General features: G+C 68.1%; 24 protein-coding genes and 1 pseudogene. 9 read left to right on the top strand and 16 right to left on the bottom strand.

Going from position 1 to position 23,094, the window contains the following annotated elements:
- The first annotated feature begins 14 nt into the window (after positions 1–14).
- A complete protein-coding gene (locus H4W81_RS01885; protein WP_192773189.1) occupies positions 15–1,238 on the top strand; it encodes a carboxylesterase family protein in 1,224 nt (407 codons plus the stop codon).
- Complete coding sequence (locus H4W81_RS48285; RefSeq protein ID WP_264083125.1) at positions 1,225–1,353, top strand: hypothetical protein; 129 nt, start codon at positions 1,225–1,227, stop codon at positions 1,351–1,353. Before H4W81_RS01885 ends, H4W81_RS48285 begins: the two co-directional genes overlap by 14 nt.
- Before the next feature lie 41 nt (positions 1,354–1,394).
- On the opposite strand, the pseudogene H4W81_RS49810 reads toward H4W81_RS48285, so the two are convergent.
- Positions 1,395–1,541: pseudogene (locus H4W81_RS49810) on the bottom strand (hypothetical protein); the annotation flags it as partial.
- A 617-nt stretch (positions 1,542–2,158) separates the two neighbouring features.
- The gene (locus H4W81_RS01875; RefSeq protein ID WP_192773188.1) at positions 2,159–2,758 is read right to left on the bottom strand and encodes a TetR/AcrR family transcriptional regulator; all 600 of its coding nucleotides are present in this window, start codon (positions 2,756–2,758) and stop codon (positions 2,159–2,161) included.
- A 49-nt stretch (positions 2,759–2,807) separates the two neighbouring features.
- On the opposite strand from H4W81_RS01875, the gene H4W81_RS01870 reads away from it, so the two are divergent.
- Both H4W81_RS01870 and H4W81_RS49805 read left to right on the top strand, forming a co-directional pair.
- Positions 2,808–3,779, top strand: coding sequence for a GNAT family N-acetyltransferase (locus H4W81_RS01870; protein ID WP_192773187.1), 972 nt, complete (start codon positions 2,808–2,810; stop codon positions 3,777–3,779).
- Between the two features lie 457 nt (positions 3,780–4,236).
- Positions 4,237–4,365 carry an integrase core domain-containing protein gene (locus H4W81_RS49805; protein WP_225959167.1) on the top strand — a complete coding sequence of 43 codons (129 nt, stop codon included), beginning with the start codon at positions 4,237–4,239 and terminating at the stop codon, positions 4,363–4,365.
- 88 nt (positions 4,366–4,453) lie between these two features.
- Here H4W81_RS49805 and H4W81_RS01860 read toward each other — a convergent pair whose 3' ends face one another.
- Together H4W81_RS01860 and H4W81_RS01855 are read right to left on the bottom strand one after the other, a co-directional pair.
- Positions 4,454–5,599, bottom strand: a complete 1,146-nt coding sequence (locus tag H4W81_RS01860; protein ID WP_225958405.1) for a DUF1648 domain-containing protein — start codon at positions 5,597–5,599, stop codon at positions 4,454–4,456.
- Positions 5,596–5,985, bottom strand: coding sequence for a GntR family transcriptional regulator (locus tag H4W81_RS01855; protein ID WP_192773185.1), 390 nt, complete (start codon positions 5,983–5,985; stop codon positions 5,596–5,598). Before H4W81_RS01855 ends, H4W81_RS01860 begins: the two co-directional genes overlap by 4 nt.
- Positions 5,986–6,077: 92 nt before the next feature.
- On the opposite strand from H4W81_RS01855, the gene H4W81_RS01850 reads away from it, so the two are divergent.
- From H4W81_RS01850 to H4W81_RS01830, 5 genes are all read left to right on the top strand, one after another.
- The gene (locus H4W81_RS01850) at positions 6,078–6,398 is read left to right on the top strand and encodes a hypothetical protein (protein ID WP_192773184.1); all 321 of its coding nucleotides are present in this window, start codon (positions 6,078–6,080) and stop codon (positions 6,396–6,398) included.
- Positions 6,395–7,276 carry an ABC transporter ATP-binding protein gene (locus H4W81_RS01845; protein ID WP_192773183.1) on the top strand — a complete coding sequence of 294 codons (882 nt, stop codon included), beginning with the start codon at positions 6,395–6,397 and terminating at the stop codon, positions 7,274–7,276. The genes H4W81_RS01850 and H4W81_RS01845 overlap by 4 nt, the downstream gene beginning before the upstream one ends.
- Positions 7,273–8,067 (top strand): ABC transporter permease, encoded by a 795-nt coding sequence (locus H4W81_RS01840; protein WP_192773182.1) that lies wholly within the window; start codon positions 7,273–7,275, stop codon positions 8,065–8,067. Before H4W81_RS01845 ends, H4W81_RS01840 begins: the two co-directional genes overlap by 4 nt.
- 144 nt (positions 8,068–8,211) lie before the next feature.
- Positions 8,212–8,910 carry an oligopeptide/dipeptide ABC transporter ATP-binding protein gene (locus tag H4W81_RS01835; RefSeq protein WP_225958404.1) on the top strand — a complete coding sequence of 233 codons (699 nt, stop codon included), beginning with the start codon at positions 8,212–8,214 and terminating at the stop codon, positions 8,908–8,910.
- Positions 8,911–9,019: 109 nt separating this feature from the next.
- On the top strand, positions 9,020–12,079 hold the full coding sequence (locus H4W81_RS01830; protein WP_192773181.1) for a gamma-glutamyltransferase: 3,060 nt from the start codon (positions 9,020–9,022) through the stop codon (positions 12,077–12,079).
- Between the two features lie 57 nt (positions 12,080–12,136).
- On the opposite strand, the gene H4W81_RS49800 is transcribed toward H4W81_RS01830, so the two are convergent.
- The 12 genes from H4W81_RS49800 to H4W81_RS01785 form a co-directional block, all read right to left on the bottom strand.
- Positions 12,137–12,553, bottom strand: coding sequence for a transposase (locus H4W81_RS49800; RefSeq protein ID WP_420538708.1), 417 nt, complete (start codon positions 12,551–12,553; stop codon positions 12,137–12,139).
- Complete coding sequence (locus tag H4W81_RS49795) at positions 12,550–12,942, bottom strand: hypothetical protein (protein ID WP_420538707.1); 393 nt, start codon at positions 12,940–12,942, stop codon at positions 12,550–12,552. Before H4W81_RS49795 ends, H4W81_RS49800 begins: the two co-directional genes overlap by 4 nt.
- Before the next feature lie 17 nt (positions 12,943–12,959).
- On the bottom strand, positions 12,960–13,232 hold the full coding sequence (locus tag H4W81_RS49790) for a transposase (RefSeq protein WP_420538706.1): 273 nt from the start codon (positions 13,230–13,232) through the stop codon (positions 12,960–12,962).
- Positions 13,153–13,446 carry a transposase gene (locus H4W81_RS50315; RefSeq protein ID WP_475717183.1) on the bottom strand — a complete coding sequence of 98 codons (294 nt, stop codon included), beginning with the start codon at positions 13,444–13,446 and terminating at the stop codon, positions 13,153–13,155. The genes H4W81_RS49790 and H4W81_RS50315 overlap by 80 nt, the downstream gene beginning before the upstream one ends.
- Before the next feature lie 69 nt (positions 13,447–13,515).
- On the bottom strand, positions 13,516–14,106 hold the full coding sequence (locus H4W81_RS01820; RefSeq protein ID WP_192773180.1) for a cupin domain-containing protein: 591 nt from the start codon (positions 14,104–14,106) through the stop codon (positions 13,516–13,518).
- Positions 14,107–14,119: 13 nt separating this feature from the next.
- On the bottom strand, positions 14,120–14,707 hold the full coding sequence (locus H4W81_RS01815; protein ID WP_192773179.1) for a helix-turn-helix domain-containing protein: 588 nt from the start codon (positions 14,705–14,707) through the stop codon (positions 14,120–14,122).
- A gap of 2 nt (positions 14,708–14,709) precedes the next feature.
- Positions 14,710–16,371, bottom strand: coding sequence for a gamma-glutamyltransferase family protein (locus tag H4W81_RS01810; RefSeq protein ID WP_192773178.1), 1,662 nt, complete (start codon positions 16,369–16,371; stop codon positions 14,710–14,712).
- 4 nt (positions 16,372–16,375) lie between these two features.
- Complete coding sequence (locus H4W81_RS01805) at positions 16,376–18,193, bottom strand: dipeptide ABC transporter ATP-binding protein (protein WP_192773177.1); 1,818 nt, start codon at positions 18,191–18,193, stop codon at positions 16,376–16,378.
- A complete protein-coding gene (locus tag H4W81_RS01800; protein ID WP_192773176.1) occupies positions 18,190–19,776 on the bottom strand; it encodes an ABC transporter substrate-binding protein in 1,587 nt (528 codons plus the stop codon). Before H4W81_RS01800 ends, H4W81_RS01805 begins: the two co-directional genes overlap by 4 nt.
- 25 nt (positions 19,777–19,801) lie before the next feature.
- The gene (locus H4W81_RS01795) at positions 19,802–20,677 is read right to left on the bottom strand and encodes an ABC transporter permease (protein ID WP_192773175.1); all 876 of its coding nucleotides are present in this window, start codon (positions 20,675–20,677) and stop codon (positions 19,802–19,804) included.
- Positions 20,667–21,611 carry an ABC transporter permease gene (locus H4W81_RS01790; protein ID WP_192773174.1) on the bottom strand — a complete coding sequence of 315 codons (945 nt, stop codon included), beginning with the start codon at positions 21,609–21,611 and terminating at the stop codon, positions 20,667–20,669. Before H4W81_RS01790 ends, H4W81_RS01795 begins: the two co-directional genes overlap by 11 nt.
- A complete protein-coding gene (locus H4W81_RS01785) occupies positions 21,611–23,002 on the bottom strand; it encodes an N-acyl-D-amino-acid deacylase family protein (protein ID WP_192773173.1) in 1,392 nt (463 codons plus the stop codon). Before H4W81_RS01785 ends, H4W81_RS01790 begins: the two co-directional genes overlap by 1 nt.
- Positions 23,003–23,094: the final 92 nt, after the last annotated feature.

The raw sequence follows: 23,094 nt of genomic DNA, 5'->3' as shown, positions 1-23,094 counted from the left end.
ACCCGCCGGCGCCGGTGGGAGAGCCTGGCGAGATCCTGGACTTCCAGGATCTCGGCGGTCTCTACGGCACGCTCTTCGGCACCGTGCTCGCGCAAGGCGAGGACTGCCTGTCCCTGACCGTCCGCACCCCCGACCTGGGCGCGGCGGGGCTGCCCGTCCTGGTCTGGCTGCACGGCGGCGGCTTCGCCGTGGGCTCGGGAGGCGAGCCCGTCTACCAGGGTGGCGCCTTCGCCGGGGACGGCGTGGTGGAGGTGACCGTCAACCACAGGCTCGGGGTCGACGGGTACGCCGTGATCGATGACCCGGCCGACAGGGTCGCCAACCTCGGCCTGCTGGACCAGCTGGCCGCGCTCGCCTGGGTGCGCGACAACATCGAGCGCTTCGGCGGGGACCCGGCACTGATCACGCTGGCCGGGCAGTCGGCCGGCGCCATGGCGGTCGCCTGCCTGCTGACCTCACCGCGCGCCACCGGCCTGATCCACCGTGCGATCGTCCAGTCGGCGATGGCCCCGCTGGCCGTACCGTGGGAGTCGGCGGCCCGGGTCAGCGCCCATCTCGCCGAGCTGCTCGGCATCCCCGCGCACGACGCGGCAGCCCTGGCCGCAGTGCCACGCGCGAAGCTGCTTCAGGCCCAGCGCAGGCTCTGCGACGACGCGTTCGCCGACGTAGACGCGGAGCGTTTCGGCGAGGCCGCCGCCGCGGGGATGGCCTTCCTGCCGGTCGTCGACGGCGACGTGCTGCCGGAGGACGCGACCGACTGCCACTGGTTCTTCACCGGCAACGCCCACGCCTTCGCCGACTACGTGATCCCGCTTCTGGCGCAGATCAGCAACTTCCAGCACTCGATCACCAACCCGATCATCGAGCTGCACGGTGATCGCGCGTTCGTAGAATGCCAGTGGTACGTCCTGCACCACATGGAGCTGGCCGACGGCTCAGGCCGCTTCCTCGACCAGCAGATCGAGGGCCGCTACGTCGACGTGTTCGAGCGTCGCGAAAGAGTGTGGAAGATCCTGCACCGCCAGACCGTCACCGAGGCGGGCCGCGAGTTCGTCGTGGCCGACCTGAACCAGGGCATCCCCGAGGAGCTGCCCATGCTGGGAAAGCGGGCGCCCGACGACATCGTCTACGCGAACCTCTCCATCCTCGACGCGGACCTCATCAGGAGCGACGGCATGGACCTCTGGGAGCAGGCGCGGGCGCGCCACCGCGGCGGGGCCGTCGATGCAGGCACCTGACATCGCGGCCGGCAGGCCGCCGATGACCCGTTCCGAGTGGGTCGACCGCCAGCTGCGAGAGGCGATCCTGTCCGGCGAGCTCAAGCCGGGCGAGCGGCTGCTCATGGGTCGATGACGGTTGTAGTGATCGGCGTACTGCGACAGGACGTGTCGCAGGTGCCGCTCACCGATGATCAGGATCCGGTCCAGGCATTCGCGGCGGACGCTACCAATCCACCGCTCGGCAATCGCGTTCGCACGTGGCGCCCGCACCGGTGTCGTGATGACGCTTACTCCGATCGAGGCGAAGACCGCGTCGAACATCGTCGTGAACTTCGCATCCCGATCCCGGACCAGGACCCGCGCCTCGACGGCCCGTTCCTGTAGTTCCATGAGCAGGTTGCGGGCCTGCTGCACAACCCACGTTCCGGTCGGGTTCGCCGTCACGCCAACCACATGGACCCGCCGCGTGCCATGCTCGATGAAGAACAGCACATACAAGCGACGCAGGAACACCGTATCCACGTGGAAGAAGTCCACAGCCAGAATCGTCTTGGCCTGGCCGGCAAGGAACTCGCGCCACGCCGGCCCCGCACGCTGAGGAGACGGGTCGATCCCAGCGGCCTTGAGGATCGCCCACACCGTCGATGGGGCGAGCGCGAAGCCCAGGCCCACCAGCTCTGTGCCTGCCGATAATGTCATCCGCCCAGGTCGTGGCCTTGCAGGGCTTCGCATGGCGCGCGCGAGCTCCGGCCACGCGGAAGGAGAACCGACTGTCCTCTTCGCCTGGCCTATCTGACCGTCGCGAACGCCTTCGCCGCGTCTGCGGTTGCTGCCAATGGGAGATGGGACAAGGATGCCGCTACCTACTGACGACCCCCAGACGCAAGTTGCCCGTCTGTCCGTGACATGAGGCAGAAGTGATCCGCGACACATGCGGCTTACAGATCCCCGGCTGTGGTGGAGAGCGTGGCCAGGTAGCCGTCGAGGAGGCGGATCTGCCGCTGGGGCGGGAATTCCTCCACGTCGAACAGCGCCTGCACGATGAGGCCGAGCGCGAAGGATTGGATCGCCACCGCGAGATCGTCCGGATCCGACGGCGGCAGCTCCCCCAGGCGCTGCGCCGCCTCCACATGGTGGCGGATCCGCTCGCGTGATCGCGCATAGCGGGCCGCGTGCCCGGCCGCGAGGTCCGGGTCGGCCAGCGCGGCGTCCCACGAGCTGACCCAGATCCGGTTGTCCGCTATGGCCTGCGGTGTGGTCGGCAGGGTGTCCATGAGCACCGCGCGCAGGGCAGCGAGCCCTTCTGGCGCGGTGCGTCTCGGCTGTGCCGCACGGTGTTCGTCCAGCAACGTCAACGCATACGCGACCAGGTCCTTCTTGTTCGGAAAGTAGTGCGTGAGCAGTCCGGTCGTCGCGCCCATCTCGGTGGCGACCGCGCGCAGGGTCAGGCCGCCGAACCCGTACGTGGCCAGCACACGCCACACGGCCGCTGACACGTCGCGGCGGCGGGCGTGGTGATCTCCCTTGTGGCGTGGCATGCCGACAGGATACGTTCGCAAAACATCCGTAATGTGAATGGGGGGTTCCATGTTCGCCACCCCGCTGCGTGGCAATGCCGAGCTGCGTGCGCTCGAGCCGCATCATGCCGAAGAGTTCTTCGCCCACCTGGACCGTGCCCGCATGCACATCGCCCCCTGGGTGGGCACGAGCTTCATCGCGGGCGATCTCGACGCCGCGCGGGTGGTGCTCCAGCGCTACGCCGACGGCCAGGCCGCCGACCGGCAGCGCCTGTACGGCATCTGGCTCGACGGCGCCCTCGTCGGCGGCACCATGTTCGTCGGCTTCGACCCCGCCCTCGGGGTATGCGAGATCGGCTGCTGGCTCGAGCCCGCCGCGGAGGGACATGGGCTGATCACCCAGGTGGTCCATACGATGATCGACTGGGCTTTCCGGGTGCGCGGGTTGAAACGCGCCGAGTGGCGCACCCTGTCCGGCAACGTGCGCAGCATCAACGTGGCCAAAAGACTGGGTATGAGCCTCGACGGCACGTTGCGGCAATCCGTCCCGGGCACCGACGGGCTCCGGCACGACAAGCAGGTCTGGTCCGTGCTCGCCACCGAATGGCCGCAATCCGTCCAACCGGATAGAAGGGGCGCCGACGTCAAGCCCGAGCTCGACCAGCTGACGCGCGCCTTCCTCGGCGCGTTCACCAACACCGGCCGGCGTCGGCCGAACCTCGACGTCATCCGTGAGGTGTTCATTCCAGAAGGAACGATCATCAAGAACGTCGGGGCCGAGCCCGTGATCTACGACCTCGAGGCGTTCATCGAGCCTCGGGAGAAGATTCTGACCGACGGGACGTTGACCGAGTTCACCGAATGGGAGGTGGCCGAGCGGACCGAGATCTTCGGGTCGATCGCGCACCGCTTCAGCGAGTACCGCAAGTCCGGTTTCCTCAACGGAGAGTGGTTCGAGGGCTCCGGCCGCAAGACCACCCAGTTCGTACGGACGCCCGCCGGCTGGAGGATGAGCTCGATGGCCTGGGATGACGTGCGATGACCTGCCGCCAGCGCAGCCCGCACGCCTCGCCACGTCGTAGACCTCGAAGCGTGATCAACCGGTACAGGGCAAACAGCCGATGCCGACTGGCTTCTTCCAGAAACAACCGGGTCTGCTCCGGCGTCCACACCATCACCGCCGACGGCCGCGGCACTGCGCCTGTCGATAATGTCATCCGCGCAGGTCATGCGGCTTGCTCGCTCCTCCTGGCTTGTGCCCCGCCTCGGCTCTCGAAGGCGGCCGATCGCGGCAGGATGATCACTTGTGCTCTTTCGCGTGGCCAATCTGACTGTCACGAACGCCTTTGCCGCACTGCGGGTGCTGCCGCTGGGGGATAGGGACAAGGACGCCGAGATCCTTGCCCTCCGCCACCAGATCACCGTTCTTGAACGGCAGTTGGGTGCACGAGGACTTCTGATCCGCGCTCGCGCCGGCATAGACGGCCCGCCACGCCCGTCTGGAGGTGTTTCGGTGGGCCAGCCGCTATAACACCCGGCGCCCCCACTCCAGGCTCGGGCAACGCAGCCCACACAGCTACGAAACCGCCCTTCCTGCACCTTCAACTACGCTGGCACCAGCCGCATAAGTCGTGTCCAGTCCTCGGGTGGAAGGCCCCCCGAAACGTAACCCGCGTGTGACTCCGAGCTGAGCCGGGACATGTTACCGGCAAGTCATCAGAAGAGGCTGTGCTTCTCTGGGAGATCAACGACACCAGCCAGAGCCAGCCCCGCGAGCACGATCAGGGCAACGGCGAGGGCACCGAGCAGGAGCCAGGCGATCGGATGGCCGAGGTTGAGGGTCCACGAGGAGGAGCCGAGACGGGCGTGCACGAGCAGTGCCGGGTCGCGGCGGTTGACGTAGACGGTGCCGGCGAGGAACCAGTGGCGGTCGTCGTCGCGCTGGCCGAGTCCCGAGTCCTCCCGCTCCTCGCCCGGCAGAGCGGGGAGCCGGTGCCCGGCCTGGCCCACCTTGATCTCCCACATCAGCCAGCCGCCCAGCAAGACGATGAGCGGGACGTAGATGGACACCTGCCAGACGATCGCGGGATTGACGATCTCCCACAGCTGCAGAGCCGCGAAAAGCAGGCTCAGGTTCAGGCAGGCCGCTGACAGTAGCGACATCACCGCGACGCCGCGCAGGTAGATGCGGTAGCGGCGGGCTGAGCCCTTGGGTCTGGCGGCATCAAGGTCGGGGCGGGCGCGCAGCACGGCCAGGACCGTTGCGACGACGATCAGAGTGACGGCGATCTGGTAGATCACCGACTGGAAGGCGCTCAGCACGGTCGTGGGCTCACGCTGCGAGGAGGCCGTGCCGAACGCGAGAAACAGGGGCAGCGTGGCGGGCAGCCCGCCGTAGCGTGCCCAGCCGATACCCGCGGTGAGCAGTAGGACGGCCAAAGCAGGCAGGCCCCACAACCACGGCACGCGAACCGGGTCGGTGCGGAAGGTGGTGTCCACGGCGACGCCCTGACGTCGCTCGGCCGTCCACCCCCCGGTGAGCTTGGCGGTGCGGATCATGCGATGAGCGCGGTAGAGCAACAGCAGGTCCACGACCATCACCACCGACGTAGGGATGGCGATCGCGGCGGCAGATCCCGTGACCAGCAGCACCAGGATCGAGACCACCGCGGCGAGCGCAGCCACCACCACGGTCAGGCGAGCGTAGAACCGACGCGCAGCGATGATGGCCGGATCGCCCACCCTCTGGATGCCCACGCGCACTCCGAACGGCAGGGTGGGCCTGGCCAGCGCCGGAAGCGCCAGCATTAGGGACGTGACCAGTGCGATGAGGATCAGGCCGGCGCAGAGGAGCGGGATCACGCGCTCTCCTCAAAACCGATCAGTAGCGCCTCGCACCGACGCAGCGCATCCTGCCGGTCCATGCCGTGAACGGTGGCTTCTGCCAGCAGCACACGCATGCGTTCCTCCCAGTCATCGATAAAGGGTGCCTCGGGCGGGCCGGTGGCGGCATCACGCCGTACGACCGCGCCGCTCTTGCGGTTGATCCGGATCACGCCCTGCTGTCGCAGCAGGTCGTAGGCCTTGTTCACGGTATGGAAGTTGATGCCGAAGTCCGCGGCGAGTTGCCGCGTCGAGGGTAGCGGGTCGCCTTCGCGCGCCTGGCGTTCGGCGATCGCCTCCACGATCCGATCCCGGATCTGCTGGTAGATCGGGACCTCGCTGTCGAGGTCAAGGGTCAGGTGCACACCCCGAGTCTATCTGATATACAACTAATAGAACAGATACGACTTGGGGGACAGTTATGATGCAGGCAGAGATTCACCAGGGAACGCTGACAGTGCGATTCGCCCCGTGGGCACGGCCGTTCACCAGGGCCGGCACCGTGAGCGTGCCGCTGGCGGCCATCGCAGAGGTGCACCACCTCGACCAGCCCCTCGCGGCCGCCACGGGAATGCACTTCGGCATGCTCGTCTGCGGCGTCACCAAGGTCGGCATCTGGACGTCCCTGACCGGCGTCAAGCGCCTGGTCGCCGCCCACCGGCAGGTCGCCGGCCTGCGGATCGTCCTGAAGGGCCGGGTGTCGGGCTACGACGAGCTGATCCTCAGTGTTCCGGACGCCCAGCAGCTCCAGGGCCGGCTGACGGCGGTGACGGCGTGAACATCGAGGTACGCGGCCTGACGAAGACGTTCGGGCCGGTGTCCGCCGTCACCGATCTCAGCTTCGAGGTCGCACCCGGGGCCGTAACCGGCTTCCTCGGACCGAACGGCGCGGGCAAGACCACCACCATGCGGATGATGCTGGGCCTGGTCGCGCCGAGCTCCGGCACCGCCACCTTCGGTGGCAAGCGCTACGCCGACCTGCCCAAGCCGTCGGCAACCGTTGGAGCCGTGCTGGACAGCGCGGGCTTCCACCCCGCCCATACCGCCCGCGACCACCTGCGGGTCTACGCCCGCATGGGCCGCTACGGCGCGGCCCGGGCCACGCGGATCGCCGACCTGACCGGGGTGTCAGCGTTCGGCGACCGCAAAACGCGCACTCTCTCCACCGGCATGCGGCAACGCCTCAACCTGGCCACCGCGCTGCTCGGCGATCCCCAGGTGCTGCTGCTGGACGAACCGAGCAACGGCCTCGACCCGGAAGGTATCGCTTGGTTGCGCCAGTTCGTGCGCGTTCTGGCGGCCGAGGGGCGCGCCATCCTGGTCTCCAGCCATGTGCTCGGCGAGGTCGAGCACATGGCCGACCACGTCGTGGTGATCCGTGACGGACGGCTGGTCACCACGGGGCCCATCGCCGGCCTGTACGGCACAGCCACCGTGCTGATCCGCTCCCCGCAAGCGGACCTGTTCGCAGCCAGGCTGATGGAGAACCGGATCCGGGTAGAACATCCGCAACCGGACCACCTGCGCATCTATGGCCTGAGCACCGCAGAGGTCGCCACCGCAGCCGCCTCCCACAGCGTCACGCTGCACGGGATCACCCCCGAACATCCCACCCTCGAACAAGCATTCCTGCACCTCACCGGAGGTTCCCGATGACTGCGCTCCTGGTCGCGGAATGGACGCGCCTGACCAGCACCAGGCTCTGGCTGTGGGGTCTGCTGGCCGCGCTGGGCAGCGGAGCACTCGTCGGCCTGCTCGCACTTGTCGGCCCGGAAAACTTCACCCCACCGCTCCCCGGGCTGGACACCGCCCAAGGCGCTCAAGTGCTGCTGGGCCTGCTCGGCTTCACCGTCTTCACCCCAGCTCTGCTCGGCACCATCGCCGTGTCCGCGGAGTACCGGCACCGGACTATCACTACCACGACGCTGTTCGCACCCAGACGCTGGACCTGGCTGGCAGCCAAGCTGGTGGTCTACACCGGGACAGGGCTCGCCTACGGCGCGATTGCCGCGACCGTGGCCGGCGCCGCCCTGTTCGGCGTGGCCATGTTCAAGGGCATCACGCTTGGTCTCCCGACCCTCACGGTCGCGGCCTTGCTGGCCCGCATCGCGCTGACCATGGCCGTCTACACCCTGCTGGGCGTCGCCGTGGGCGCCCTCCTTCGCAACCAGGTGACCGCCCTCGTCGCCGTCGGCGCCTACTTCTACATGATCGAGACCGTGCTGATGCTTATCCCGGGCATCAAAGTGCTCTATCCCTACCTCCCGGGCGGCGCCACAGCCGCATTGACCGGCTTCACCTACCTGGCGGACGCTATCGCCAGCCAGACCGGCACATCCTCCGCCAAGCTACTGTCCGCGCCCGCGGGCGGCGCCGTCCTGCTCTGCTATGCCTTGATCGCGATTGCCATCGCCGTCGCGGCACCGTTGCGGCGAGACATCATGTGAGCGTCCGGCAGGCTCTCCCCAAGCCAGGATCAGTGAGGGCGGCCTGGCGGTTCTTGGACGGAGGTTTCTGGACGGTGTCGCTCCTGGTCGACCGTCCGTCCAAGAATGTGTTCTGGACGTCCAGAGCCTTCGGGAGCGCCTGCCATGCCACGCGCCATCGCCTACGCCCGCGTCTCATCGCGCGATCAAAATCCTCAACTCCAACTGGACGCGCTCAACGCCCACGGCTACGACGTCATCTTCCACGAGAAGATCTCCGGCGGCCGGGATGACCGCCCCGAGTTCAAGAAGGCTCTCGCTGCAGTCGAAGAGGGAGACACCTTCTTGTTCTGGAAGTCCGACAGGTTCGGCCGTTCTGCGGCTCACGTCCTCACCGTGGTCAAAGACCTCCGAGCGCGCGGCGTCAAGGTGGTCTGTCTGTGGCCGAGCATGTTGTTCATCTCGCACAACCTCGTGGTGGTGCGCTACGTGAGCGACATGATCGCAGTGATGCATTCGGGCCGAATCGTGGAGTTCGGACCCGCCGAGGCGGTGCTCGCCGATCCGCAGCACCCCTATACCCGCGAACTCCTCGCTTCAGCGCCATATCCCGGGTCACACGTACCGAGCAGGGCCGGTTCTGACCCGAACCCGAGCCAAGTGGCCGATGTCGAACCAGCGGACCCGCATCACCCACCTTCAGGCTGCAGATTCCACCCTCCTGCCCGATCGGCCCGTCAGTCCTGCCCGATCGCGAGATCTGTCGCGAGCTCGACCCGGCAAGTGTGGGCGGGGCAGCGCCTGCACCACGCTGCCTGCCACTTCAGTTCAGAACCGGGGTTGCCTCTCGACGTGATCACGTGAGGGCTCACACCAGGGCTTCGAATCCAGTAATACTTGACTCAAGTTCACTATAACCGTACTTTTCTTGCGCGGCCGCCTGTCCATCCCCCCGAATCAAGGACGACGCACGATGCGCAAGTTTCGCTGTCTGGCCATCGCAACCGCTCTCCTCTTAGCCGCGCCGTCTCCCGCGACGGCGCAGGCGCCCGACCCCTATTCCCGCCAGCCCACCGCCACAGGTCACGGCGGCGCCGCGGCCACGGAGCACCCCCTTGCCACGCAGGCGGCCATCGACGTGCTCAACGCGGGCGGCAACGCCGTCGACGCGGCAGTCGCGGCCTCGGCCGTGCAGAGCGTGGTGCGGCCGTTTTCCGGCGGCATTGGGGGCGGCGGCTACATGCAGGTCTACGACAAGGAAACCGGCAAGTTCACCGTCCTCGACCACCGCAGCACGGCCGCCTCTTCTTTCGACGACCAGAGCTTCATCGACCCGGCCACAGGAGTCCTTTACGACGAGGACACGGTGACCAACAGCGGCGTTGGCGTCGGCATGCCGGGCGTAGTCAAGGCGTGGGAGCAGGCCGTGCATGCCTACGGCTCCGGCATGTCGCTCAATGCGATCCTGCAGCCCGCCATCCAGGTCGCGACGAAGGGTTTCTACTCCGACGCCAACCTGGTCCGCGAGATCACCGAGAACGCCGCCAGGTTCTGCGTCTTTCCCGAGACGACCAGGCTCTACCTGAACCCCGACTGCACGGTCCCGCCCGCGGGAACGCTGATCCGCAACCCCGATCTCGCCGCCACCTACGACCTCATCGCCAAGAGCGGCAGCGACGCCTTCTACAAGGGCGCGGTCGCGGATGCGATCGTCGACACCATCAACCATCCGAAGACGGTGGCGAACCCGCCGTTCAAGATCCTCCCCGGTTCCGCGACGACGGCCGACCTCAGCGGGTACACGGTCAAGGAGTATGGCGCGGCCACCGTGGACTACCGCGGCTACCAGGTGCACGTCGCGCCGCCGTCGACCAGTGGCGTCACGGTCGCGCAGGCGCTGAACATTCTGGAGGGCTACGACCTCACGGGAGTGCCGCGTGAGCAGGCGCTGCACTACTACCTGGAGGCCTCCAGGCGCGCATTCGCCGACCAGCAGGCCTACCTCGGCGATCCGGCAACTTACCCCAACCCGCTGCCCATCGCCGGCCTGCTCTCAGAGAGGTACGCGGAGCAGGTGCGCCAGCGCATCACCGAGACCAGCCCCGAGGGTGCCGTCCCGCCGGAGGACCCATGGCCGTTCGACGCCGACCCAAACCGGCAGGTCACCCCGCAGCCTGCAACCGGCAAGGGCGTGTTCGCCGCGGACTTCTCCGGCGGCACGTGGGCGGGTTTCGCCACTGAGGGCGCCGTCGAGGTCAGGGACAACGCCGGGGTCATGACGGTTGGTCCGGCCGCCAGCTCCTTCGCGCGAGCCGCGTCGGGCATGCAACCGGTCGCCGACAGCGAACTGCTGACCCGGTTCCGGATCAACGACCTGGGGGGCGACCGCAGGCTGCGTTTCTGGCTGCGCGCCGACACCTGGAACAACAGCAGCTCCCCCGTGAACGGCTATGCGGTCGAGGTCAATGCCGCTGCCGACACCGTCCGGCTGATCAGGACCAGGGACGGCAACGCCGTACACCAGCTTGCTTCCCTCCCCTTCACAAGGAGCACCGGCTGGCAGTGGCTGCGCTTCAGCGTCGAGGGTGGCGCGCTCAAGTTCCGGATCTGGGCCGACGGGCAGAGCGAGCCGCGCCAGAGCTGGACCGGGCAGCTCCAGGACGCCTCGGTGACGGGCAAGGGCAAGCTGCTGATCTCGGCGATCAAGCTGACCGGCGGCGCGGCCGGCGGCGCGTTCAGCGTCGACGACCTCAAGGTCACCGACCTGCACCCGGTCGCCTTCAACGCCGACTTCACCGGCCTGCCCGACGGCGCCAGCTGGAGCGGATTCACCACCCAGTTCGGCAACGGCGCCAGCAAACCGGGTGTGGGTGCGGCGATCGACGTGCAATCCGAGACTGGGCGCCTCTACCTGGACAAGCCGCAGTTCTCCTACGCCCGAGCCGAGGCCCACGCGCCTCAGCTCACCGACAGCGAACTGCTCGTGAAATTCCGCGTCACCGACCCCGGCGGCGACCGCAGGCTGAGGTTCTGGCTGCGCGGCGACGCCTGGAACACGCTGGTCACCCCCAGCCACGGCTACGGCATCGAGATCAAGTCGACGACCGACACGAGCGTCGACAACATCCGGCTTCTTCGCGTGCGGCAGGGCAACGCGGCCTTCGCGCTCGCCGGAGTCAAGCGGACCATGCCCGCAGGCTGGCAATGGCTCCGGTTCAGGGTCACCGGCGAGGGACTCAAGGCCCGCGTCTGGACCGATGGCGAGCAGGAGCCACAGGATTGGCAGCTGCAGAAGGCTGACGCCGAGATCCCAGGCCCGGGCAAGCTGCTGATCTCCGCCACGGAGTCGACCGGCGCGGCAGCCGGCGGCGCCTTCCACATCGACGACCTGACCCTGTTCGACCACGCCGCTGTGACCGGGAAGACCTCCCCCGGAGACGAGAAGAAGTCGACCATCCACCTCACCGTCGCCGACAAGGACGGCAACATCGTCACCTACACCCACACGCTCAGCGCCATCGGCGGCAACGGGATGGTCGTCCCGGGCCGCGGCTTCCTGCTGAACAACGAGGTTTCCGGCCGCACCCCGGACGACGCCCCAGTCGGGCACCCCAACGGGCCGCGCGGCGGCATGCGCCCGCTGAGCACCCAGTCACCCACGATCATCACCAAGGACGGTAAGCCGGTCATGGCGCTCGGCTCACCGGGCGGCGGCACGATCGTCTCGACCGTGCTGCAGGTGATCGTGAACTCCCTGGACTTCGGCATGACACTGCCCCAGGCTGTGGCCGCGCCTCGGCTGAGCCAGCGCAACCACAGCCCACTGGGCAACACGATGGTGGAACCGGAGTTCACCACGACGCCGGAGTACACCGCACTCAAGACCAAGCACGGCCACCACTTCGACGTCAGCGCGCTCACCTACGGCATCGGCGCGGTCAACGCGATCGCTTTCCTGCCAACCGGGGAGATCCAGGCTGTCTCGGAACCGGTCCGCAGGGGAGGTGGCAGCGCCATGGTGCAGCACCCCTAGAAGATCACTGAAGATGTTGCTGGTGGAGGGGCGTCTCGGGGTTGAGATGCTCCTCTGCTATGCGCTGGAAGGGCTGATCGCCCAGGTGTCGTTGGTGCGGGTCAGTCCGAGGCCGATCAGGATGCGGAGGTTGAGGGCGGCAGCGCGGGTGGGGAGCCAGGCGTCGTTCTTGATGGTGCCGAGGTAGCGCAGGCGGCGGTTGCCGCGGGCAACGATCCAGGCGACGCCGCGTTCGACGGGTGGTCGCCAGCGGCGGTAGTCGGCCTGCCAGGCCGGGTCGGTGACGGCCTGGCGGCGGGCGGCGGCCATCAGGTCGTGGTGCGGGCGGATGGTCAGGATGCGGTCGGCCTCGGCCGTGGTGCACCGCTCGCGCAGCGGGCAGCAGGCGCACCGATCGCCGAAGAGGGCCTTGCGCTGATGGTGGCGCCCGCTGGCGGGCGACAACGGGACGGTATGGCCCGCGGGGCAGGTCACGATGGCGGCGGCGGTGTCGATGCGAAGTCGTCCAGGGTGAACCCGCCGGGGCACAGCCGACCGCAGCGGGGCGGTTTGATCACCAGGCGGTGTCCGGTCTGGTGCAGGCGGCACCGCGCGTCGCCGCTGTCGTAGGCGATATCGGCGAACAGCTGCACCGGTGCTTGCTCGTCGACCAGCAGGCCGACCGCGCCTGCGATCTTGTCATCTAGCGGCTGCTCGGGCAGATTCGCCAGCAGAGCGATCGCATCACCCATCAGCGCGTCCACCAGGTGCGCGCGGGCCTGCTCGTCGTTCCAGGCGATGCACGGCTTGCCCGGGTCGCGGTAGTCGCAGGCGGTGCAGTGAGCGGCGGCGACCGGTACGGCACCGCCCACCTCGCGGATCACCCGGCGGATCGCGGCGATCAGCTGGGTGACGGTCTCCTGGGTGGCCCGCGTCCTCCAGCACGGCCGAATCCAGCGCCCGCCGCTGCCGGCCCGCCCAGCACCCCGGTCGCGGCCACGACCTCCTTGATCCGGGTGAAGATCCGGTCTGGATCGGCCGAGCGGGCCAGCCGGCGCCGAAAATAGGTCAGCAGCGACGGATCGAACGCGGTGTCATACAGGCCCAGCCCGCACGCGGCCTTCCACCGCAGATCGCAGCGCAGCTGCTGAACCGCGTCGAAGTGAGACCCCATACAGCGTCTGCAACAGCACCGCCGCGGCCAGCACCTGTGGCGGCATGCTGGGGCGCCCGTTGGGTGAGGGATACATGTCGGCGAACATCGCCCCGGGAAACAGGTCCTCACGGTGTTCGGCCAAAAACGCGAACACACTGCCCGCGGGGATCAGCTCCCGGCAGGTGGCCCACACATCCGGCCCGACCGGCTCCCCAGCCCACTCACCTTGCATAACACCCAGTCTGACCCCGCTCTCATTCGCGGCAGGCCAGACCCCAACATCTTCAGTGATCTTCTAGGGCTATGACGGCGGCGTGACCACCCAGAACGTGGTCACCGGCTCGTCGCCGAGGGCCCGCGTCCTGTGCAGCAGGCGGCTGGAGAAGTAGATGCTGTCGCCCTGCTCCAGGACGTATGCCTTCCCCTCGACGGTGACCTCGTAGGTCCCCGACAGCACCAGGCCGAACTCCTCACCGCGGTGAGAATAAGGCTCGTGGCCGTAGCCTTCGCCGGGCTGGATGACGCTCAGCGTCACCTCCAGCTTGCGGTTGAGGTCGGGGGTCAGCAGCGAGATCTCCGTCGTCGACCCCGGAGAGTTGCGGACCTTACGCTGGTCACGACGGACGATGGTCACCCCCGTGCGGGAAGGCGCCGACGGTGGCTCGTCGTCGAGCAGCGACCACACCGGGATGTCGAGCACCGCGCAGATGCGCTTGAGCGTGCCAAGCGACGCCGCCGACTGGCCGAGCTCGACCTGGCTGATGAAGCTCTTGGACAACCCGGCTTCGTCCGCGACGCGCTGCAGGCTGTAACGGCGCTCCCGCCTGGCGGCCCGTAGCCGCCTGCCGAGCTCGGCCGCACGCACACCGTCGCGGATCGCCTCCGACACCATTCCCGCCCCCCTTTTAGAACGCCGGCGGCGTCGCGACCCAGATGGCGCGACACGGCCCGTCACCGACCGCGCGGAGGCGATAGTCGCCCTCCGGGGAGAAGTAAATGCTGTCACCGGCGTTGACGGTGTGCATCTCGTCGCCGACCTGGATCTCGTAGGCGCCCTCAAGCACCAACCCGAATTCCTCCCCCGAATCCGAGTAGCGCTTCACCTCATGCCACTCGCCCGGCGAATCCTCGGCCAGCAGGACCTCGAACTGCCGCTGCAGATCGGGGGTCAGCAGCTGCAATGGATTTCGATCCCTGGGAAACAGCAGTGACTTCCTGCCGTCGCTGCGTACCACCAGCACCTCGCCGGTCTCAAGCCCGTCCTCGCGCGCCATCTGAGTGGCGACGAAGGTGCCTATCGGCACGTCCAGGGCCGCGCTGATCTGCTCGAGCGCGGCGACCGACGGTACCGATTTGCCTATCTCCACCTGGCTGATGAAGCTCTTGGAGAGCCCCGCGGCGTCGGCGACCTCCTGCAGGGTGCGGCCGAGCTCCTTTCTGCGGGCTCGGATGCGCCCCCCCACGGCCTGGGCCTGGCTGGTGTCGTGCGTCATCTTCACAGCTCCCAAACCGCTGCAGCGCCGCCGCCGCGACGCACGGGCTCGGCGACCGCGGTGACATTCGCGGAGAATTCTATACCGTTCGCGGCGCCAATTCCCTCCACCGGTTGCCAAACGTCGAACTCGTGTCCCAGAGCGCGCAATTCATCGGCGAAGTCGCGCCGGAGAAAGGCCGGCTCGGCCAGCGCCAATCCGCCGGGCTCATTTCGTTGCGTCACGCGGGGGAATGCCAGTGCCTCTTCCAGACTCATTCCGGCGCCCAGAGTTAGGTACAGTATCTGCAGCGTAGTGGTGATGATCGTGGTGCCGCCTGGGGAGCCCAGCGCCATCACCAGCTCACCGTCACGTTCCACGGTGCTGGGAGCCATGCTGCTCAGTGGTCGCATGCGGGACATCGGGCGGGCAGAGCCGTACAGACCACCGCGGAAGGCAGTTCGGCCGGCCAGAGCGTCGTTGAGCAGGAAGCCGAGGCCGGGCACGACGACGCCGGAGCCGCCCATGCTGACGATCGTCGAGGTGTAGCTGACGGTCATGCCCCTTCCGTCGTCGACCGTCATGTGAATGGTCGACGGGCTGTCGGGCTCCTGCGACATCCAGGGCGCGCCGCCGGTGGACAGGTCGCCGGGCACGGCGGTCTCGCTGTCGATGCCGGCCGCCCTGGCCCGCAGGTAGTCCTCGCTGAGCAGCGCGGCCGCGGGGACGTCCACGTGCCGGTCGTCGCCGAGGTAGGCGTCCCTGTCGACGAATACCATGCGGCTGACCTGCAGGTATCGGTGGAGCTGGTGGACCAGCGAGCCAGATTCGAGCCGGTCGAGCACGCCGAGCGCCTCGCCCACTGTCAGCGCCCCGCTGGAGGGCAGCGGGGGCCCGGCGATCTCGTAGTCGCCGAAGCGGTAGCGGACCGGCTCCAGGTGCCTGACCGTATAGTGGGTCAGGTCGTCGAGCGTCATCAGGCCCGCGCGCACCGGCCGGGTCACCCCCTCCGCGGCGGGCGGCTCGTTGACGGTTCGCACGATGGCCTCGGCGATCTCACCTTCGTAGAAGACCTTGGCGCCCTGCTCGGCGATCAGCTCGTAGGCCCGGGCGAGATCGGGGTTGCGCAGCCAGGTACCGACCGGCAGCGCCTGGAGGTCAGGGGTCAAGTAGATCCGCCTGGTCGGCTCAAACATGGCGAAATCGTCGCGCCGCTCTGCGATCTCCCTACCCAAGGTGGCGTCGACCTCGAAACCCTCGCGTGCCAGCTCAATCGAGGGAGCGAGGACCTCAGCGAAGCTGAGCCTGCCGTACAGGCGAAGCGCCTCATCCCACGCACGCACCGCGCCCGGAACGCCAACGGAGTGACCGTGCACGGCCCTGTCCGCATTGGGCAGCTCGGCGCCGTGGTCGTCGACCAGGCTCTCGGGCCCGAAGGCCGCCGTCGCCTGCTCGCGGTGCTCCACGACCACGGTCTTGCCGCTGGGCAGCCGGATCAGCATGAAGCCGCCGCCGCCGAGCCCGCCCGACATCGGGCGGCAGACTCCCTGAATCGCCGCAGCAGCCACGGCGGCGTCCACGGCGTTGCCGCCCGCTTCCAGAATCCTCTTGACGGCGTCCAGGACACGCGGATCCTCGGCCGCCGCTGCGGCTCCCCGGCCCCGGGCGACGTTCTTGTAACTCACGTGCTTAGACCGCCTTCGTTTTCGCCGTGCTCAACATGGCCGCGAGCAGGGTTTTGGTGTACGGATGTTGTGGTCGCTCGAAGATCTCCTCGACCGTGCCCAGTTCCACGACCTGGCCCTTGGACATCACCGCGACTCGGTCGCAGATCGTCCTGACCACATGGAGGTCATGCGAGATGAGCACGTAGGACAGGTCAAGCTCGGTGCGTAGGCGGCCGAGCAGGGTGATGACCTGTGCCTGGATGGACATGTCCAGTGCCGACAGCGGTTCGTCGAGCACCAGGATCTGCGGCTCGACGGCCAGCGCGCGGGCGATGGCGACCCGCTGCCGTTGTCCGCCCGACAGCTGGTGTGGGTAGCGGGCCGCGAGCTGGGTGGGGAGGCCTACCAGCGAGAGTAGTTCGGTCACCCGTTCGTGCCTGCGCGCCTCGTGCAGGCGATAGCGGGCGAGCACCTCGCCGAGCAGTCGCCCGATGGTCATGCGCGGGTTCAGCGAGCCGTAGGGGTCCTGATGGACCCACTGGACCGTACGGCGGAGCCGATCATCAGGTACGGGCTGCCCATCGCCGTCCAGAACCTCGATCGTGCCTGTGTCCGGTTCGTGAAGGCGGACCATCAACCGGCCGAGGGTGCTCTTGCCGCTGCCCGACTCCCCCACGAGCCCGAAACTCTCGCCCCGTGCCACCGTGAACGTGACCTGGTCAACGGCCTGGATTTCCGACCTGCCCTTCCCCGACCACAGGGACCTGGTGATGAAGCGCTTGCCAACGTCCTTCACGACCACGGCGGCCGGGCGCTCGACTTGGGGCGCATCGCTCGCGACGGTGGCGGGCACGGGAGAGGTCAGCAGCTCCTCACTCGCGAAATGGCAGGCCACCTGTCGGTCCGGTGTGGTGATCTGCAACAGCGGCACCTCGTCCACGCAGGTGCTGCGCCCGGCGCGCTGCAGGCACCTGGGGTGGAACACGCAGCCGGGCGGGCGGCTGGCCGGTGTGGCGGGCTCGCCGGGGATCGGGCGGATCTGCGCGGCCGTCCTGCCTTCCGGCCTGCTGTCGAGCAGGGCCCGGGTGTAGGGGTGGCTCGGATCGGTGAACAGCTCGGCCACCGGGCCGCTCTCCTGGACGCGCCCGCCGTACATGACGACGGCGCGGTTGGCGAGCTCGGCGACGAGGCCGAGATCGTGCGTGATGACCAGGATCCCGGAGCCGATCTCCGCCTGCAGGATCCGCAACAGCTCGACGATCTTCACTTGCAGGGTGGCGTCCAGCGCGGTGGTGGGCTCGTCGGCGATCACCAGCCGCGGCCGATTGATCAGAGCCATCGCGATCATCGCGCGTTGCAGCATGCCGCCGGAGAACTGGTGGGGGTACTGGCGGGCCCTTGCCTCCGGGTCGGAGATGCCGACCCGGTCGAGCACCTCGGCTGCCAGCGCATAGCACTCGCGCTTGGACATACCTCGCCGTCTGATGTGCACGGATTCGGTCACCTGAAGGCCGACGGGCAGGACCGGGTTGAAGGCTGCCATCGGATCCTGGAAGACCATGCCGACCGCGTCTCCGCGTAGCCGCCGCAGATCCTCCAGCGAGGCCGTGAGCACGTTGGTGCCCGCGACGTTCAGCTGCCCGGCCGAGACGCTCAAGTTGCCCGGCAGGAGTTTCAACACGGACCGGGCGGCCATGGTCTTACCCGAGCCGGATTCCCCGACCAGTGCGACCGTCTCCCCCAGGCCGACCTCGACGTCCACACCGTCGACGATCGTCACGGGTGAGCGGCCGGTCGTGGCGACCTTCAGGTCACGCATCTGGAGCACGGGCTCGTTCATGGCCGGTTCAGCCAGACGTTCCAGGCGAGCACGCTGTTGCCGCCCTGCCGGGTGACGCCGCCCGTTCGAGCGCTGTGCGCCACGACACCGCCGGTGTCACCGAACTTGATGAAAGGCACCTGCTCGTAGACCTTCTCCTGGAACCGCCCGGTCAGTTCGATCCGACGCGTCTGGTCACCGACCTCGTACAACTCGTTGACGATCCGCTGGGCCTCGGCGTCGCACCACCAGCCGACGTAGGCGCACAGCTTCATGAACGGCTGCTCGATCGGATCGTTCTTGACGCCGAAGTCGGTGATGAACAGCTCCCACCCATTCGGGTCGTCGCGGTGCTCCAGCGCGGTCGCCCAGTCGTAGGTCTCGATCGTCACGTTCAGCCCGACATCCTTGAGCTGCTGCTCCACCACGACCGCCTGGTTGTAGAAGCGCACCAGATCGCGGGAGGTGACCAGGCGCAGCGGCTGGCCCTTGTAGCCGCTGTCCGCGATCAGCTGCTTGGCCTTGGCGACGTCGTGGACGTTGTAGCTCTCCTTGCTCGCCTCGGAGTGCCACTGCGTCTCCTTGAGCTGGATGCTCGGGTCGAGCCGGAAGTTGCCCTGGCCGAGCCCCGCGGCGAGGATCGCGTTGTGGTCCAGGGCGGCCTGGATGCCCTTGCGCAGCTTCTCGTTGGCCGTGACCGGCGACTTCTGATTGATCAGCATGGCTTGGAAGCCGGTCGGATCGACCTTCTCCACGACGACCTTCCGCGACCCCTCCAGCGCCAGCAGCGCGTCGGCCGAAGAGCCGTGGACCAGGTCGTACTTGCCCGCCTCGAATCCGGCCAGCCGCGCGCCCTCGTTGGAGACCGGAGTGAACTCGATCGCGTCCAGGTACTGCGGCTTGCGCCCGCCGTACCCTCGGGGACCATCACCCGGCAGGGCGGCGTACCTGTCGAACCTGACCAGCTTGATCATCCGGCCGGGGTCGTGCTTGTCGAGCTTGTATGGGCCGGTCCCGACGAGCTCGGCGAGCTTGGTGTCGGTTGACTTCTTGACGACGGAGGCGGGATAGATCGCCAGGCCCTGGCTGTTGATCGAGATGGCCGACAGGAACGCGCCGAAGGGTTCCTTGAAGGTGAAGACGAGCGTGCTGTCGTCGGTGGCCTTGACCGATTGCAGGCGCTTGGCGACCTGCGCTCCCATGAGGCTGATCTTCGCCCATCTCTCGTAGGAGGCCAGCACGTCGGCCGAGTTCATGGTCTCGCCGTTGTGGAAGGTCACGCCCTTGCGCAGGGACACGGTCCAGGTACGGCTGTCGCCGTCGGGCTCGGCCTTCTCCGCCAGCATTGGAATATTGGCACCCGCCTCATCCCTGACGTACAGGAACTCCACGACGTTGTAGGCGACCGTGGCCACCACCCCGGCGGTGGTCTGCTGGATATCCAGCGTGGGCGGGTCAGCGCCGAGTGCGTAATGCAGGGTGCCGCCCTGACGTGGAGCTCCGGCGTCGCCGGACTCCGTGGCCTTGTCTCTAGCTCCGCCGCAGGCGCTGACCAGCAGCAGGGCGCTGACCACCAACCCTAGCGAGATCCGTCGGTGCAACATGGTGGGCTTCTTTCGTTGTGGGGGTTTACAGCCGCTCCGAGCGTGGGTCCAGCGCGTCACGCAGGGCGTCGCCCATCATGTTCAGCGCCAGGAGCAGGAGGGTGAGCGCAAGGCCGGGCGCCACCGCCAGCCACCACGCGTTCCTCAGGTAGGTCTGGCCGTCGTTCAGCATGCTTCCCCAGGTGGGCACCGAGGTTGGCAACCCGGCCCCGAGGAAGGACAGCGACGCCTCGGCGAGGATGACGTTCGCCGCGCCGAACGTGGCGGCCAGGATCAGCGGGCTCAGCGAGTTGGCCAGCAAGTAGCGGACCATGAGCGTAGGCAGGCGCAGGCCGAGTGCCCTGGCCAGCTCCACGTACGGCGCCGACTTGACCACCAGCGCCGACCCGCGCACCAGCCGGGCGAAGGTGGGCGCGGTGACCAGCGAGAGCGCCACGATGACGTTGACCAGGCTGGGCCCGAGCCTGGCCATCAGGGCGATGGCCAGCAGCACTGACGGGAAGGCCATCAGCGCGTCCAGCACGCGCATCATCGGCCCGTCTGCTCGGGCGTACATAGCGGCCAGGAGACCGAGAAAGCAGCCGGCCACCACACTCAGCACGGTGACGGCCGCCGCCACCATCAGGGAAACGCGGCCGCCCGCGAGCATCCGGGTGAGCACGTCCCTGCCGAACTGGTCGGTGCCGAACCAGTGCGCGGCTCTCGGCGAGGCGAGCCTGGCCAGCGGGTCCACCTGGGCGGGGTCGTGAGCTGAGATCGCGGGCCCCAGCACGCACATCAGCAGGATCAGGCCGAGCAGAAAGAGCCCGATCATCCCGCGCCTGGAGGTGCGAAACCTCCGCCACCAGCCCTCCGCCCTGGCCGCGACCGGGGCCTCGGCGACGTTCAGGTCAACGGCCATAGCGCACCCTCGGGTCCAGATAGGCGTAGATGACGTCCACCGCGAGGCTGACCAGGCAGAACAGCAGCGCCGACAGCAGCACACCCGCCTGGATGACCGGGTAGTCGCGGCGCGCGATGCTCTCGACCAGCAGCTGGCCGACGCCCTGGAGGTTGAAGACGTACTCCGTCACCACCGCGCCGCCCAGCAGATGCCCGAAGGAGATGCCGATCACGGTGAGCGACGGAATGGCCGCGTTCCTCAACACGTGCCTGGTCACGACCTGTCCACGGGTCAAGCCCTTGGAGTAGGCCGTCTCCATGTACTCGGCCGACATGACATCGAGGACCGAGGAGCGGATGATGCGGGCGAAGCCGGTGAGCGAGATGCCCAGCACCAGGCTCGGCAGGAGCATCGAGCTCACGTGTCCCAGCGGATCCTCGACGGGCGAGACGTAACCGCCGGTAGGCACCAGGTCCAGATGGACCGCGAAGAACATGATCATCAAGATGCCGAAGAAGAAGCTCGGCACCGCGTTGATCAGCACCGAGGCGCCCATGACCAGGCGGTCGACCAAGCCGCCGCGCCGTACCCCCGAAACGACGCCCGCGGGGACGCCCACCAGCAGCGCGATCACGAGGGAGTAGACCGCGAGCAGCACGGTCGGCTCCAGATACTCCGCCAGCGCTTGCCTGACGGGAACGCCCAAGTAGAGCGACTGGCCGAAATCGAGCGAGAGCAGGCCGCCGACCCAGCTCGCGAACTGCTCCGCGATCGGGCGGTCGAGATCCAGAGCCTCACGCAACGCCTGCCGCTGCTCCTGGGTGGCATCCATGCCCAGGATGGCCACCGTCGGATCACCCGGGGTGAAGTGCAGAATGCCGAAGGTGATCAACGCCACCAGGGCGAGGACGGGGATGAGCGCAAGCAGGCGATTCGCCACGAACCTGGCCATCAGCCGCACCCCGTTCGCAGGAGTACCCGCCCGGCGGCAGCGCCGGTGTCGTCGGAACCGTCGATGACGACCTCGCCGCCGACCACGACCAGGTCGATACCGGTCGCATACCGCCTGGGCTCCTCGAAGGTGGCCCGATCGCCGATCGCGTCCGGATCGAACAGCAGCAGGTCGGCCACCGCGCCGGGCCGCAGAAGGCCGCGGTCGCACCAGCCCATCCGCCTAGCGGGCAGCCCCGTGCACTTGCGAACGGCCTCTTCGAGCGGGAGCCGCCCCAGGACGCGAGGAAACGTTCCGAAGTTCCGCGGGTGCGGCACGCCCGGCATGTCCGGATGGATGAGCCGGGCGTCACTGCCGACCGCGCACTCCGGGTGGGCAAGCACCCGCCACACGTCCGCCTCGCTCATCGCATGATCGATGACCTGAACGTGCTCGGCCGTCGAGAGCAGATCGATCACCAGGTCGGCAGGGGATACGTTCTCCTCCCTGGCCGCCTCGTCCAACCACATGCCCTCATACCGCTGGAGCCGGCCGACCCCGGTCAGTCCACTGAGGACGAGATCGCTCAGATCGGTGCGCGCGCCGTCGCGGCCCGTGCAGCCGGGAAAGCGCTCCTCCAACCCTGCCTGGACGCGCTCGCGCGCTACCTCGTCGCCCGGGCGCCACCAGTTCGGCGCGTAAGCCCACAAGCCGGTACTGCTGGCGGTGTAGGGGTAGCAGTCGAGCATGACGTCCAGCCCGTCCGCGCGGGCCCGATCGACCATGCCCAGCGTGGCGGCGACCCGGCCCCAATTCCGCCTGCGCTTGGCCTTGTGGTGGCTGAGCTGCACGGGCAGCCCGGCCGTGCGTCCGATCGCGATCGCCTCGGCGATCGCCTCGACCAGCCCGTCGCCCTCGTCCCTGACGTGGGAGGCGTAGAAACCGCCGTGCGCGGCGACGACCCTGGCCAGCGCGACCAGCTCGGCCGTGCCGGCGAACCGGCCCGGATCGTAGATTAGGCCCGTCGACAGGCCGTGCGCGCCCTGCGTCATCGCGGTCTCGACCAGCTCGACCATACGCGTCATCTCCCCCTCCGACGGGGTGCCGGAGGGGTCGGCCATCGCGGCCTCCCGGATAGCGCCGTGCCCCACCAAAGGAGCCACGTGTACGGCCAGCGGAACGCCCCCGAGCACGGCCGCGAACCCGGCCAGATCCATCGACCCCGGATAAGGGCTCAGCCCGCAGTTGCCAGTCACCAGGGTGGTGACCCCCTGTCGAATCATCCCGTCTACCCGCGGATAGTCGGGCAGCGTCAAATCCACATGGCTGTGCAGGTCGATGAAGCCCGGGCAGACCACCCGGCCGTCCGCCTCCACCACCCGCTCGGCCCGCTCATCGATCCGTTCGGCCACGGCCGCAACTCTGTCTTGAGAGACCGCGACGTCCGCCCGGCGCCCAGGCTGTCCGGATCCGTCGACGACCAGCGCATCGCGGATGAGCAGGC

It is taken from the genome of Nonomuraea africana (assembly GCF_014873535.1).
Lineage (GTDB): Bacteria > Actinomycetota > Actinomycetes > Streptosporangiales > Streptosporangiaceae > Nonomuraea > Nonomuraea africana.
The sequence above is the reverse complement of the archived record's forward strand: the minus strand, read 5'-3'. Positions and strand labels throughout refer to the sequence as shown.